The sequence below is a fragment of the Alteromonas confluentis genome (assembly GCF_001757105.1).
Lineage (GTDB): Bacteria > Pseudomonadota > Gammaproteobacteria > Enterobacterales > Alteromonadaceae > Alteromonas > Alteromonas confluentis.
Window position 1 is genome coordinate 113,079 of sequence record NZ_MDHN01000040.1, and the last position, 14,380, is coordinate 127,458.

A 14,380-nucleotide genomic window follows, 5' to 3' on the forward strand; every position below is an offset into this window, starting at 1 on the left:
ATTTTTATTTGCGACTAGACTTCGGTGATAGGTCGTTGATTACTTTTTTGATAGACTCCCGTTTCGAACTTAATAAAGGTATTCCATAGCAGTTATGCCAAAATCAGAAAACTTGCCTGACGATTCCTACACGCCCCGGGAAAAAGGGCTACAGCGCCGGAATAAAATTCTGGACGCAGCGGAAGCCTCCTTCATTGAGAACGGCTACGAAGCCACCAGCCTGCAGGAAATTATGTCGAAGGCAGGCGGTTCCCTGGCCACCCTCTATCGAATGTTCGGAAATAAAGAAGGCCTGTTTAAAGCCATCATTGAACGGGCTACAGAAAATTTGTCTGATTCTCTGCTTCCCCTTGATGCCGATAACCCAGAGCCTGAAAAGGTACTCAATGCGTTGGGCATCGCGTTTATTAATGTTCTCACCTCGCCTTATGTCGGCGCGATTCACCGGCTTTTGATTTCAGAATCAGCCCGATACCCTCAACTGAGAGAAATTTTCATGCAGACCGCGCCAGAGCGAAACTTGCGCCGGGTTGAAGATTATCTAAGAAAGTTGAACCAGCGTGGTTATCTGGAAATTAACGACTGCAAAATTGCCGCAGAACAGCTTGTCAGTTTGTTCAAGGGCACTATGCACCTGCGCTCGGTGCTGGGTGAAGAAGTTATTTTGTCTGAAGATGAAAAAGCCCACTATGTGGAAAGCGCAGTATCGATGTTTTTGAATGGGTGCAGGTCTGATAAGTGATCAAAGCTTGAAAAGAGCGGCGCAGATAAGCTTACAAATTTAGAATGTACACAACCATGGGATTCTTTTGGCGCTTATAATGACGTTCTACTGTCTAATTCTCGTCTTCATATTTGGTGGGAGTGCCTACGAGAGCATTCCTTCTCTTAGTACACTTATCAGTTCCCGCAATCCTCTTGGAGGCGTTCTGAAACTCGGATAATAAATATACATGCCGTCATCCAGGCTTACCCAGTTCGGTAACACACAGTGCAGTTTTCCGCTGGAGAGATAACCTTCAACCCGCTGTTCTGGACAATAAAATATCCCCACATCAGCCAGAGCCAACTCAATGCCCAGTGCGGTCTCGCCCACGCAAACCTGGCCACGAACATCAATAGACAGTCTTTCATCGCCGCGGTCGAAATCCCACTTCATAATAACTCCTTGCCCCGTTCGGATTTGAATACAATTGAGTTCTAGTAGATCATCGGGATGTTCAATGGGAGGCTTGTCTTTTAAATAGTCTGGAGAAGCTACGGCAATCCAGCGAAGATTGTCGCAAACCTTCATCGCGACGAAATCTTCAGGAATCGTTCCTCCGTATCGAAACCCGGCATCAAACCCAGCCTCAACAATATCCGCAATTTGGTCATCCACCATAATGTCCACTTCAACATTGGGATAAGCACTGAGAAAACGTGCTAAGTGGGGAGCAAGAACCAGCCGTGCACCATCGCTCAATACGTTTAGTCGAATTCTACCGGCAGGCTTGTCACGATACTGATTCAGCGTCTCAAGGCCTGCTGAGATTTCACTAAACCCTTTATTCAGCTGCTTGGCCAGAGCTTCTCCAGCATCCGTTGGTGCTACAGTTCTGCTCGTACGGTTCAATAACCTAATCCCAAGTCGGCTCTCTAAATTTCTGATCGCATGACTTAACGCGGATGTGGTGATACCCAACTCTACCCCCGCTTTGGTGAAACTCCGCATGCGTTCGACCATACAGAAAGCATTAAGATCAGCGAGTTCCTGACGGGACAATCGAGATATTGGTCTGACTGGCAACATAGTCTCCTTGAATGTTAGTCAACCGAGCATTGAGATTAAGCCAACAATCATTGCAAGGTTGTCGTGGTAAAGTTTGGAATTCACATATTCGGCATAGCATCGCGGTGTCCATCAAAACATGTTTTTTATCTATACATTTATCCCGGCACTTATCGTTTTTTTACGTACTCGGAACCTTTTTCGGCAACCAACATTAACGATTATTCTTGCTTTCGTTTTAGTGGCTATTTGTGAGTTTCACCTGTGGTGCCTGCTTATTTTCGGTAATATGTTTTCTCCTGAGATTCCGCGTTCAATCATCATTCTCTGGATGTGGTGCTTCGGCGGTATCACATTCCTTTCCCTGCTAGTTGTTGTTGAATTCGGAGTGGCTAAGCTAATCTCGGTATTCAGCAGAAAATCGCTCGCGCTGAATAAATTTTCATTTTTTACTTTAGTAATAGTCGCACTGAGTCTTTCAGCTTCTGGCATTTACAACGCTACTTCTCAGCCTTCAATTAAATCTATCAGTGTCTCCCTGCCCGGCCTTCCAACGTCATTTGATGGTTACAAAATATCGCTGTTGTCTGACCTCCATATCAGCCAGTTACTCGATTCTGCCTGGGCAGAACAGGTTGTCAGCACCACAAATCAACTTCAGTCTGATCTTATTTTGATTGCCGGTGATTTGTCAGATGGCTATTTGGCAGACCGTCGAGTTGATATGGCGCCTTTATCCCAATTAGATGCGGCCGATGGTGTATATGCCGTTTTTGGTAATCATGAATATTATTTCGATTACGATAACTGGCGACACTTTTACAAATCACTGCCAATTCAGTTTCTCGAAAATCAACACATCATCTTAGACAAAAACGATGATAAGTTAGTGCTTCTCGGCTTACCCGATGACATTGCCGCAACCCAGGGGGCGGCCATGCCTGCTCTTGAAACCGCACTGTCTGGCACACCCGAGGGCGCTACAAAAATCCTGCTTGTTCACAAACCCGTGGATGGACTGAATGCATCGAAACATGGAATCGCTCTTCAACTATCAGGTCACACCCATGGTGGTATGATTCGACCTCTGGGATTACTGGCCGGTCCTGCTAATAATGGTTTTGTGCGTGGCCTATATGATGTCGGCAATATGAAGCTGTATGTCAATGCCGGAACCGGGATCTGGACTGGCTTCCCGTTCCGGCTTGGCGTGCCCCCTGAAATTACTGTCATCACACTACGGTCATCACCAGCAATGTAAAAGTTTTGACCTGCATCTTCGTCTTTATTCGATAGTGCAGAAATGTTCGGCGAACTCCACAAAGTCTGATTTATACTGCTGGTGCCAGCGTGAGAGCGGTGGCCGATTCTGGATAATGTCCTGGTAATGCCAGGTGATTCTTGCCATATCCAGAGACCGGGTGGTTTCTTTATCTAATCCCCATAAATAAAAATCACCGCGATTCACTCTCGTAATCATAAGCTCTATCACTTTTGAAGTGGGCCAGGCGGCTCTGGCTCTTTCAGACGTAGTATCGCCATCCGGAAAGTTCATGGGGGTATGGGTGAAACCGGGAACCAGCAAATGCGCTGATACGTCAGGTTTTGTATTTCGAAGTTCATGCTGCAGCAATTCAGTCAGTACTTTCACTGACGCTTTTGCTACTGAATAGGCAGGTTGCCCGGGAGGCGTGGTAATGCCTTCTTTTGAGCCAGCATTTATGATGGCACCAGATGTCATAAGAGGTAACAGCTGTTGCGTCAATGACAGCATGGCCCAGACATTTACGTTAAAAACGCTTTTCCATTCAGATAACGCATCGTTAAACCCTGTCTTCGTCATAACTGCCGCATTGTTTAACAAAACATGAATCTCACTAACGCGTTCAGTAATTGAACTAAACGCGAGCGCAAGATCATTTTCATCAGTCAGGTCGGCGACAACCGGTGTTAGTAAAGTCGGCGCCTGACATACCTGTTGCAGTTTATGCAGCGCCTTATCATCGTTATCGATGACGATAACCTGCATGTTGCGACTGAGAAACTGTTTTACCGCCTCTGCGCCAAGTCCTTTTGCGCCGCCTGTGACAACAGCGACATTTCCGGCAGCAAATGGGGTTTTACGTTGTAATTCAGACATCCTTAACTCCTTAAATAATTAAGATTTTGATTTCGCCAGTAATAGCGACAATGCAAGTACGGGCACACCAATAGCGGCAAGGACCGCGCCGACGATCGCAGGTGATTCCCACCCGAAGCCAACCGATAACGCAATGCCGCCGAGCCACGCCCCCAGCGCGTTAGAAAGGTTGAAAGCTGAGTGATTTAACGTTGCTCCCAGTGATTGGGCGTTACTGGCAACGTCCATGAGTCTCGACTGAAGGGCGGGTACGAGCGCAAATCCACAACCAATCAGAAACAGCAGAATGGCTGATGACCAGATATCCGTGGCGAAGAAAGCAAACGCGGCGAGAAACAGCGCATTCCAGATTAAAATGCCGTACAGCGATGGCACCATGGCGCTATCGGCACATTTCCCGCCCACAACATTGCCAATCACCATGCCAGCACCCCACGCCATGAGCATCCAGGGAACCGTGCTTTCAGCCATTCCGGTCAGATTCTGTAGACTTGGCGTGATATAGCTGTAGAGGGAAAACATACCGGCAAAGCCAATGGTTGCGACCAGTAGCGTCGCCCAGACATCGGCTTGTTTCAGTACACTCAATTCCTTCATAGGGGTTGCGGCTTTATCTCCCGTAACAAAGGGAATGAAGTAAAAGGTAAGCGCAAGTGTAACTAATGCTATCGCTGAAATGACGAGAAAAGTGGTTTCCCATCCAGCCACCTGTCCCAGCCAGGTAGAGAAAGGAACACCAAGCAGATTTGCCACAGCCAGCCCCAGCATGACCTGGCCAATGGCCGTCGCTCGCTGATTTTCAGGTACCATTGATGCCGCCACCAGTGAAGCGATGCCATAATAGGTTCCATGGGGAATGCCTGAAATAAACCGGGCAGTAAGCCAGCTAATCATCTCAGGGGCTAACGCCGTAGCGAGGTTACCTGCTAAAACGATTGCCAAAAGACCTATCAGTACTCGTTGCCTTGGGAGATGCGCCGTTAACACGGCAAGAAAAGGACCCCCAATGACCACCCCAAATGCGTAAGCAATTACGCCATAACCTGCTTCAGATACCGAGATGTTAAAGGTGTCGGCCATCGATGGTAACAAGCCCATTGCGGCAAATTCACCAGTCCCAATGGCTAATCCACCCATTCCGAGTACCAACTTTGCACTTGTCAGCCCATGTGGTGGCCTGACTACCTGCTCAGTTGTCGCTTGCTTTGAACTCACGTTCGCTCCAAGTTGATTAATCTGTCAATGGCGCTATTCTACCCAGTGATTAACAACCCTTATACGAACTATAAGGTGACACTCAAACAACTAGAAGTTGATAATGAATGGACAAGCTACGCGCGATTGAAATTTTCCGGCAGGTTGCTGAAATGGGGAGTTTTTATAAAGCATCAAAGATTCTGGGTATTACCCCACAGGCAACCAGCAAAGCCATCGCGCAGATTGAAAAACATTTGGGTGTGAAGCTCTTGTATCGAAATACCCGGCAAAGTCGTCTAACAGAAGACGGTGAGCGGTTTCTGTCTGAGGTCACGAAAGGCGTCTCACTGATTGAAAATGCATGGGATAAGGCCCGGGAGTTATCCAGCGAGCCCCGGGGGACTTTGCGGGTCACCTGTGGGCTTCACTTTGGCAGAACGGTACTCTTGCCGCTCATTGATCAGTTTCAGCAACGGTTTCCGCGAATTGAAGTTGAATTGTATGCCACAGACAACTTTGTCGATCTGGTGAAAGAAGGCATTGACGTGGGTTTCCGGAATGGCCTTGAACCGGGCGGCAATAATTATTCTCTGCGCCTTTTTGATCTTCAGATGCTCGCCTGTGCTTCACCCGATTATCTCAGGCGATACGGTGTTCCTGACACTTACCATGATTTAAGTGAGCATACCTGTACCGGCTCAAGGCAAATAAACAGCGGCAGAATTGAACCCTGGGAATTTATGGAAGACGGCGAGCTGATTTTCCACCAAGTTCAGTCCAGATTCTGGGCAAGCGATTCTGAAGTAGAAACCGAGGCGGTTTTACGTGGTATGGGTATAGGATTACTGGCAAATTTGAACGTCGCGGCGCACATTCGCTCGGGAAAACTGGTTCCCGTACTTTGTCGATACCTGTCTGGCAGGTATGGAGTATATCTTTATTATCCTGGGGGAAGAAAGCTGTCTGATCGTGCATCCAGATTTATTGAGTATGCCAGAGGTCAATTACTGGGTAGTTCTGACTTTCAGTTTACTGTAGAGCAGTTGCAGCAATTTCAGGATGGATTTATAGAAAATCATGAGGAAGCAGACAAGTTGTAATCACCTGCCTGCAATTAATTTATTCTTTGACAGTGTTATTTTCAGGTTCAGAAATTATCCGGTGACGTTGGGCTTTCTGAGACTCGCTCAAATTACGGTTCAATACTTCGCCTTCCCACTCCGCATCATCATCTCCATAGACAACCTCGTGACGGGAGGAAAGTGCATACCAGGCCCGTTTCGCAACGTCTGCTGGGTCTGCTTTATTACCTGAGCCTACTTGTGTAGATGCCTGACCTGCATTTTTAAAGAAATTTGTTTCTGTTGCACCCGGTAGTAGCAAAGTCATGTGTAACGGTGACCCATTGATTTCATTCCGAATTGCCCAAAAAAGTGAATTAACGAAAGCCTTGGACGCACCATACACAGCCTCATAGGGAATAGGCGTCGTGCCAGATACGGATGATGTCATAAGCACATCACCATGGCCTTGTTTTATCATACCCGGAATAAAAATCTTCGCCATGTGGACTACAGAATCAACATTTAATCTGATGAGGCTCAGCTCCTTCTCCAGTGACGTGCCGCCAATAAACTTTCCTCCGAGACCTTGTCCTGCATTAATGACCAGAGAATGGATCTCAACATTAAGCTCATTCACCCGGGCCTTCAGAGACTTTATCTCTTCATAACTACTAAGATCGGTAGGTATAGAATGGACACGGCATCCAAATTCAGCCAACTCATTTTCCAACTTTTTTAATTTGTCCTCGTTTCTCGCCACCGAAATAATGTCGAAGTTGTTTGCAGCAAAAATTTTTGCGAGTTCGTAACCGATCCCATTCGTGGTACCTGTGATCAGAGCGGTATATTTTTGTGTCATTTGATTTCCTTAGTTTGCAAGTTTCCCTCTTTGCTATGTGCATGAGACTGCAGAAGTTCTTTGATTTGAGTTCAACGAGTCATTGAAATCTGCTCACCGCTCTGAACGGTTAACCTCCTAGTATCAAAAGAACTCAAACGACAAAGGAGTTAAAAATGAGCGAATTATCAAAAAAAGTTACAATTATCACCGGCGCCTCATCAGGCATAGGGAAATCAATCGCAAAGTCGGTTGCAGCGAAGGGAGGGACTGTGATCCTTGCAGCAAGAAGTGAGGATAAATTAAAGGACCTGGTCGATAAGATAATCGCCGAGGGCGGAAATGCAGACTTTTTTGTAACAGATGTCACCGACCTGGATAATACAAAGTCTCTAGTGGCGTACACATTAGAAAAATACGGACGAATAGATCATTTCATTAATAATGCTGGCCTGATGTTGTTTTCAAACTGGGAAGACGTGGTCGTCGATGACTGGCAGAAAATGATCAACATTAACCTGATGGGATATTTGAACGGGATTGCATCAGTGCTGCCATATTTCGTAGAGACAAAGTGCGGACTTATTTTAAACACCTCTTCAGTAGCAGGAATTCACGTGGGTAAGTCTAGTGGCGTCTACAGTGCCACTAAGTTTTTTATCCGTGGAATTACTGAAAGCCTACGCAAGGAAGTGGGAGTCAAGTATGGTATCCGCACTTCTATGATAAGTCCCGGTGTGATAGATACGGGCTGGACAGAAAAAGTAAATGATGAAGCAGGGAAGAAAGTGGCGATGGAAGTCAATGATGTCGGTATCGACCCTAAGTATATTGGTGACGCTGTGGCATATGCTTTGGCTCAACCTGATGAGGTTAATATTTTCGACCTCGTTGTTCACCCCACACTACAGGATTGGTAAACTACCATTTGGATTTATGATTTTCTGGTGATGTAATGCTGTAATCACCAGATATTCTGATGTTCGCTTCGAATCAAATGTTGAAACAGCAGAGTTGGTCGCCCTTTTCTTTGCCTTCTTCAAGTCGAGCTAAACCTCAGCCTATCGAAGTTTATCGCGAATATCCATCCAGGCCTTACCTATATGATTTAGTCCTCGTTGATCACGGCCAATTCCCCAGAAATAATCGTATTGTGACGTTTCAACAATCAGCTTATCTTCAGTAGCCATTAGCGCTTCGCGTACTTCTTCGTACATTTGTACCTTGGTGTACAGTGCGCGTTTCATCAAGACTGGGGCGAGTGTTTTGTAATCTGCTATTTTCAGACGATACCAGGCTTTGGCGTAAGCGAAAGCACGCTCGCCAGTAGCCATTGTCGCTACGGTAATGGCCTGACTGTCGCTTCGTAGTGTCTTAGCCTGAACATAATGCTCGCAGGTCAGCCAGTTTTGCTGTTCCAGTACAATCGGGTGTGGTGAGCAGGTTGACAGTGGGTCGTCCAAATCAAAACGGGAAAACTGACGGGCGCTTTCCATCTCGTTATTCGTATTAAACAAAATCAGTCCGTTACATTGCTGAAGTTAAAACCAGTATAAAGAAAACCAGCCCTGATGACATTTTCAAATCAGCAGTAAAAAAACGGTCAGTACTCGCAAAGTACTGACCGGCTATATATCGCGTTCTCTCAGGAAGCATCAAGATTAATGCAATACCCTAAGATGCCTCCAAATCGGACTCAGCCTGCGCCAGCATGTTGAACTCCTCCTCCGGTGTTTTCGCTACCAGACGGTTTTTACTGTAGAGGAAAAAATACAGGCTGCCGACAACAAACAGGATGAGCGTATAATTAAACGCACGTGGATCAAAGGCATACACTCCGGTCAATGCCACTATGGAAAGCAATAGCGCGATCGCCGATGTCACCATACCGCCGGGAGTTTTGTAAGGTCGGGGTAATTCAGGCTGTTTCACCCGTAGCAAAATATGACTTAGCGCCATCAGTGCATAGGATACCGTTGCGCCAACAACCGCCATGGCGAGTATCAAGTCTCCCTCGCCGGTGAGTGAAACCAGAAAACCAAAAATACCCGGCACTATTAATGCGCGCGACGGCACTTTACGTTCGCTGGTCACAGACAGACTTCGCGGTAAGTAACCCGCTCTGGATAAAGCAAACACAAGACGGCTGTAACCATAAATAATAGAGAAAAACGAAGCGATTAGGCCAGCAAGACCGAGTACATTCACCACAGTCGCGAGGGTACTGTTCCCGGTTGCTTTCAGCGCGTCGACCAACGGCACAGCACTGCCTCCAATAGCTTCTGCACCTGCTGCACCCGCTAACAGAAAGACCACCAGTAATGCGGTAAACAGCAGAAAGATCATCGCGCCGATAATGCCCTTGGGCACATCCTTCGCGGGGTTCTTCGCTTCTTCAGCAGCCAGCGGTACCCCTTCTACCGCCAGAAACAGCCACATGGCAAACGGTAACGCTGCCCATACACCATACCAGCCGAGCGGCATGAATTCCGTTGCACCGGCCGCATCCGTCACAGCGATATCGAACAGATTAGCCGTATCAAAGCTACCCACCAGAGCAATGCCGGTGGCAATGATGGCAAAAACGGCAAGGCCACTAATCACCATCATCACTTTCAGGGCTTCGCCTACACCTGCAAGGTGAATACCAATAAAAGCGAGGTAAAAAATGGCGTAAACCCACGGGCCGTTAAACCCAAGTAGCTCCTCTACCGCTGCACCAATGAAAATTACAATAGCGGCCGGTGCCAACGCGTACTCGATAAGCACAGCCAATCCAGTAAGGTAGCCACCCACCGGTCCCATTGCCTGACGGGCAAAACTGTAACCGCCACCCGCGGCAGGAATGGCGGCAGACATTTCCGCCAGTGATAGCACCAGAGTGAAATACATCAGCGCCATCAACACGCCAGCAATGGCAAACCCGCCCCAGCCTGCTTCAGCGATACCAAAATTCCAGCCGGCAAAATCACCGGAAATAACGTATGACACACCCAGGCCAGCCAAAAGGATCCAGCCTGCGGTGCCTCTTTTTAACTGACGCTTCGCCAGATATTCCTGATTGAGTTGTTCAGACATGTGGTTCCCCCAGTTATTGTTTTTCTGATTTGTCTTCGAGCGGACGGATGAGAAATGAGCGGGATGTTGAATCATGTTCAAGTACATCATCCTGACTGCGATCTTTCAGCTTTACGCCAGATAGCTTTCGCTGTCTGGATTCGTCCAACAGGTAAAACGCTTTGCGCGCGGCATCCTCTGGCTTCAGGCCCGCCGGGCGCACGTTTGAAATGCAGTTACGCATGGCATCGCTCAGCCCTTTGCGTGGCCCCCAGGTCATGTACAACCCAAGGCTGTCGGGCGAGCTCAAGCCCGGACGCTCCCCCACCAGCACCAATACGATAGAGGCGTTCAACAACTCGCCTACCTCATCACCAATGGCAACCCGCCCTTGCTCAACAACAGCGAGCGGAGCCAGTGTCCAATCGTATTTACTGCTATCCAGTTGCTCACACAGCGCGGTAATAAAGGGTAATGTGTTCCGGGCCACGGCGGTAGACGACAATCCATCGACAATAACAAGGGCGAGGTCGAAAGACGGTGCCGGTGAATCGAAACACTGCCGTAATCGCTCAGCGGAATCTTCATTAAGCAATCGCCCTAAATCCGGGCGTTGCAGGTAAGTCATTCTGTCTTCGGCCTGAGAATGCAGTCTGATTGGCGCGTCAAAGCCAGCATCCACGAAAACACCTTCAAAGGCATCGAGATCCAGCGGAAAGTGCACTGCATCCCGCGCCTGAGCGTGAGAAAGCTGGAACGCAAGTAGCTGTTCGGTAGGCAAGCTAACGCCAGCGCGTCCCAGTCCGATGCGGGCATCAGTAAAGCTACGAAGTTGCTGCCACGGATTCTCGGTAATGAAAGCAGGCTTTTTCATCAATGGCCTCCGGATTTACGTGAAGGTGCGGCAAGAGAATGGCGGAAGGCATCTGGCATACTGTCTGCCAGAATTGCCTGACCGGCATTCTTCATAATCTGCATTTTCTCCAGCCACTCTGCGAATTGCGGTGAAGGCTTAAGCCCCAGAACACGACGGGCATAAAGTGCATCGTGAAAAGAGGTAGTCTGATAATTCAGCATAATGTCGTCGGAGCCGGGAATTCCCATCACAAAATGACATCCTGCAACACCCAGTAGAGTAAGCAGGTTATCCATATCGTTCTGATCGGCCTCAGCATGGTTGGTGTAACACACGTCACAACCCATAGGCACGCCGAGTAGCTTGCCGCAGAAATGATCTTCCAGACCGGCCCGGATGATTTCCTTGCCGTCAAACAGATACTCAGGGCCGATAAACCCCACCACCGTATTTACCAGTAGCGGATCAAAATGGCGGGCTACTGCGTAGGCACGTGCCTCACAGGTTTGCTGATCCAGACTGTGATGGGCGTTTGCAGACAATGAACTGCCCTGCCCGGTTTCAAAATACATCACGTTGTTGCCGAGCGTGCCACGATTCAGCGAGTGCGCAGCCTGCTGAGCTTCTGCCAGTGTATTTAGGTTAAACCCAAAGCTGCTGTTAGTGCCCTCGGTACCTCCAATGGACTGGAAAACCAGATCAACGGGGGCGCCCTGCTCAATACACTCAATAGTATTAGTGACGTGAGTTAGCACGCAGGACTGCGTGGGGATTTGATAACTCTGAATGACATCATCCATCAGTTTCATCAGCTTAATGGCCTGCGCCACATTGTCTGTGGCCGGATTAATGCCAATCACCGCATCACCATTACCGTAAAGTAAACCATCAAGCATGCTGGCGGCTATGCCGTTAACATCGTCGGTAGGGTGATTGGGTTGCAATCGCGTTGACATATGACCGGGTAAACCAATCTGGTTACGAAACGCCGTGAGCACCCGGCACTTCTTAGCCACCAGAATAAGATCCTGATTGCGCATTATTTTGCTAACCGCCGCGGCCATTTCTGGCGTGATCCCAGCTCGCACCTCGCTCAGCACTTCCGTTGTGGCTTCATCGCTTAACAGCCAGTTCCTGAAGTCCCCCACCGTCAGGTGTGAAATCGGTGCAAACGCTTCGGCATCATGAGTGTCGATGATGAGCCGAGTCACTTCGTCTTTCTCGTAAGGTACCAGCACTTCATTCAGAAACTGCTTTAGCGGAACCTCTGCCAGGCACATCTGCGCAACAACACGCTCTTCAGCAGAACGGGCAATAACACCAGCTAGCCGATCGCCAGAACGTGCAGGAGTCGCTCTGGCCATTAATTCAGCCAGATTTTTAAAGGTGAATGTTTTATCCCCAAGGGTATAACGGTACACGTCATATTCTCCTTACTGTAATGAAAGATGGGCCAATGGAAATTATTGGCTTGCACCTGGCACACAGATCTTGTTCTAATTCTTAATACTGAATGCAGCGAGAGCTGTACCACGCCAATATCAAATTTTGGCAATATTTTAAAAATTACGTCTTTTCAGGATATTAGAAGGGAGAAATCAGGGAAAATGCGTTGTCCAATGAGGTTTTAAGCCGTTGAAGCCGTCAGTTAGCGATCATTTCGCACCATCTAAGTGCATATACACGGCCAGGGATGCACAAGAACAGGCAGAAAACCTGGTCAACTGGCAGCAGTGTTATGATCAGATCAGTGCGGGGGCTTTTTCGGGCGTCATCGAGGAATTACCGTTTGAGGATCTTCAGGTATTCAAGGAAACCACCAGTCAGTCACTTCGACAGCAATGCAAAGTAAGAGCGGATGCCATCTGGCTTGGTCTGCCGGTACGTTCTTCGCAGCACCGCCTTCCCCGCATTAACGGACTTGAAGTCGGTGATAATCAACTCATGAGTCAACCGGGTGCGGTTGATTTTGAACTGGTTACACCGGATGATTTTCAGATTTATGGTGTGGTGATATCGACCTCGACACTGCGAAAGGCTGCGGAAACACTCGGCGTTACAGTGCCTAAAATATCGGGCGCACAAGCGAAGGTCTGTCTTACACATCAACAGGAAGTGCGCCTTTCTCAGCATATTGAATTACTGCTGGCGTTACAGGATCAGAAAGATATCCCCTCAATCCCTGCAGCAATACAAACCGAAAGATTCATTCAGACTTTGCTGGACGTACTGGCCATTCCCCACTACGACAAATCAGCGCCACGGAGCTACGAGCAACGAAAGCGGGTGATTGAAATTGTGAAAGCTTATATCGATGCGAATCCCGACAAAGCCATGACTATCACAGAACTCTGTGAAACTGCCCATGTGAGTCGGCGTACATTGCAATACAGCTTTGAATCGCAACTTGGGATAAGCCCCCTTCAGTTTATAAAAATGCGTCGCCTGAACCAGGTGCGCCGTGACCTGCTTAACGCAGAAACTGGTGCCAAAATTTCGGACATCGCAATTCAAAGGGGATTCTGGCATCCCGGACAATTCGGCCGGGATTATCAGAAGTTATTTGGCGAATTACCTTCAAAAACCCTCGCTCGTTCGGTGAGAAGACCTTAGCCATTGCACTTTAACAATCTACAACTGAGCTTACCCCAATAGCCTGACTTTCCTTAATGTGGCATTCTTGTTAAAAATTTGATTAAGGTAACAACATGATGTCCCGTGCTTCTTGGTTTGGCATAGCCGCAACCCTTACGCTTTCTGCTTCCAGCTTTAATGTCTTTGGCGAAATAAATGCCCTGACTCCTGCTGAAGAAGCGCAAGGCTGGCAGCTGTTATTCGATGGCAATACAACAAAAGGATGGCACCCGTTTCAGCATCCCGATGCAAAATCCGCCTGGGAAGTACAGGACGGCGTATTAACCGTGAACCTGAAAGCCAGCGATGTTCAACACGGTGATTTGGCAACCGACAAAGTATTTGAAAACTACGAGCTGCAGTTTGAATGGAAATCACCGGTAGAGGGCAATAGCGGTGTGTTTATTAATGTGCAGGAAACACCGGAGCACCAAATTGCCTGGCAAACTGGCCCTGAGTACCAGCTATTAGGCACTGCACATAAAGATAACGACGACCCGGCCAAGCGTTCCGGGGATATTTTTGGATACACTTCTCCTTTGGCAGCGGCAAAAATGCACAGCGACGGTCAATGGAATCACTCGGTGATCAAACAGAACAACGGCAAAGTTGAGTTCTACCTGAATGGTACCCTCACCTCTTCAGTCGACTTCAAAAGTAATGAATGGAAAAACTGGCTTTCTCAATCGCGCTTTAAAGACTTGCCACAATTCAGCGCGTCTAGCAAAGGCCATATCGTGCTGCAAGAATGGACCTCCCCCATTTACTTCCGCAACATGAAAGTCCGAGTGTTATAAGACTCTTAATAGAATGGCGAGTGTTA

14 protein-coding genes are annotated in these 14,380 nt (G+C 48.0%); 6 read left to right on the top strand and 8 right to left on the bottom strand.

Annotation, left to right across the window (positions count from 1 at the left end; genetic code table 11):
- Nucleotides 1-94 precede the first annotated feature (94 nt).
- On the top strand, nt 95-742 hold the full coding sequence (locus tag BFC18_RS17400; RefSeq protein ID WP_070126826.1) for a TetR/AcrR family transcriptional regulator: 648 nt from the start codon (nt 95-97) through the stop codon (nt 740-742).
- Nucleotides 743-868: 126 nt separating this feature from the next.
- On the opposite strand, the gene BFC18_RS17405 is transcribed toward BFC18_RS17400, so the two are convergent.
- On the bottom strand, nt 869-1,792 hold the full coding sequence (locus tag BFC18_RS17405; RefSeq protein WP_070126827.1) for a LysR family transcriptional regulator: 924 nt from the start codon (nt 1,790-1,792) through the stop codon (nt 869-871).
- Between the two features lie 367 nt (nt 1,793-2,159).
- Here BFC18_RS17405 and BFC18_RS17410 point away from each other — a divergent pair, with 367 nt between their 5' ends.
- Nucleotides 2,160-3,032 (top strand): metallophosphoesterase, encoded by an 873-nt coding sequence (locus BFC18_RS17410; protein ID WP_170826622.1) that lies wholly within the window; start codon nt 2,160-2,162, stop codon nt 3,030-3,032.
- Between the two features lie 24 nt (nt 3,033-3,056).
- Here BFC18_RS17410 and BFC18_RS17415 read toward each other — a convergent pair whose 3' ends face one another.
- Both BFC18_RS17415 and BFC18_RS17420 read right to left on the bottom strand, forming a co-directional pair.
- Nucleotides 3,057-3,911, bottom strand: a complete 855-nt coding sequence (locus BFC18_RS17415) for an SDR family NAD(P)-dependent oxidoreductase (RefSeq protein WP_070126829.1) — start codon at nt 3,909-3,911, stop codon at nt 3,057-3,059.
- A gap of 18 nt (nt 3,912-3,929) precedes the next feature.
- A complete protein-coding gene (locus BFC18_RS17420; RefSeq protein WP_211481046.1) occupies nt 3,930-5,126 on the bottom strand; it encodes an MFS transporter in 1,197 nt (398 codons plus the stop codon).
- Nucleotides 5,127-5,233: 107 nt separating this feature from the next.
- On the opposite strand from BFC18_RS17420, the gene BFC18_RS17425 reads away from it, so the two are divergent.
- The gene (locus BFC18_RS17425) at nt 5,234-6,208 is read left to right on the top strand and encodes a LysR family transcriptional regulator (RefSeq protein ID WP_070126831.1); all 975 of its coding nucleotides are present in this window, start codon (nt 5,234-5,236) and stop codon (nt 6,206-6,208) included.
- 19 nt (nt 6,209-6,227) lie between these two features.
- Here the strand turns inward: BFC18_RS17425 and BFC18_RS17430 are convergent, their stop codons facing one another.
- Nucleotides 6,228-7,031 (bottom strand): SDR family NAD(P)-dependent oxidoreductase, encoded by an 804-nt coding sequence (locus tag BFC18_RS17430; RefSeq protein WP_070126832.1) that lies wholly within the window; start codon nt 7,029-7,031, stop codon nt 6,228-6,230.
- A 155-nt stretch (nt 7,032-7,186) separates the two neighbouring features.
- On the opposite strand from BFC18_RS17430, the gene BFC18_RS17435 reads away from it, so the two are divergent.
- Complete coding sequence (locus BFC18_RS17435; protein ID WP_070126833.1) at nt 7,187-7,930, top strand: SDR family oxidoreductase; 744 nt, start codon at nt 7,187-7,189, stop codon at nt 7,928-7,930.
- Nucleotides 7,931-8,071: 141 nt separating this feature from the next.
- On the opposite strand, the gene BFC18_RS17440 is transcribed toward BFC18_RS17435, so the two are convergent.
- The 4 genes from BFC18_RS17440 to BFC18_RS17455 form a co-directional block, all read right to left on the bottom strand.
- Nucleotides 8,072-8,527, bottom strand: coding sequence for an NADAR family protein (locus BFC18_RS17440; RefSeq protein ID WP_211481047.1), 456 nt, complete (start codon nt 8,525-8,527; stop codon nt 8,072-8,074).
- A gap of 157 nt (nt 8,528-8,684) precedes the next feature.
- Nucleotides 8,685-10,088 (bottom strand): ethanolamine permease, encoded by a 1,404-nt coding sequence (gene eat / locus BFC18_RS17445; protein ID WP_070126835.1) that lies wholly within the window; start codon nt 10,086-10,088, stop codon nt 8,685-8,687.
- 13 nt (nt 10,089-10,101) lie between these two features.
- Nucleotides 10,102-10,941: an ethanolamine ammonia-lyase subunit EutC gene (gene eutC / locus BFC18_RS17450; RefSeq protein WP_070126836.1), complete on the bottom strand. Its 840-nt coding sequence runs from the start codon at nt 10,939-10,941 to the stop codon at nt 10,102-10,104.
- Entirely contained in the window at nt 10,941-12,344 is a 1,404-nt protein-coding gene (locus tag BFC18_RS17455) for an ethanolamine ammonia-lyase subunit EutB (RefSeq protein ID WP_070126837.1), read from the bottom strand. Before BFC18_RS17455 ends, eutC begins: the two co-directional genes overlap by 1 nt.
- A 214-nt stretch (nt 12,345-12,558) precedes the next feature.
- On the opposite strand from BFC18_RS17455, the gene BFC18_RS17460 reads away from it, so the two are divergent.
- On the top strand, nt 12,559-13,536 hold the full coding sequence (locus BFC18_RS17460) for a helix-turn-helix domain-containing protein (RefSeq protein ID WP_070126838.1): 978 nt from the start codon (nt 12,559-12,561) through the stop codon (nt 13,534-13,536).
- 95 nt (nt 13,537-13,631) lie between these two features.
- Entirely contained in the window at nt 13,632-14,354 is a 723-nt protein-coding gene (locus BFC18_RS17465) for a 3-keto-disaccharide hydrolase (protein WP_083273160.1), read from the top strand.
- Nucleotides 14,355-14,380 lie beyond the last annotated feature (26 nt).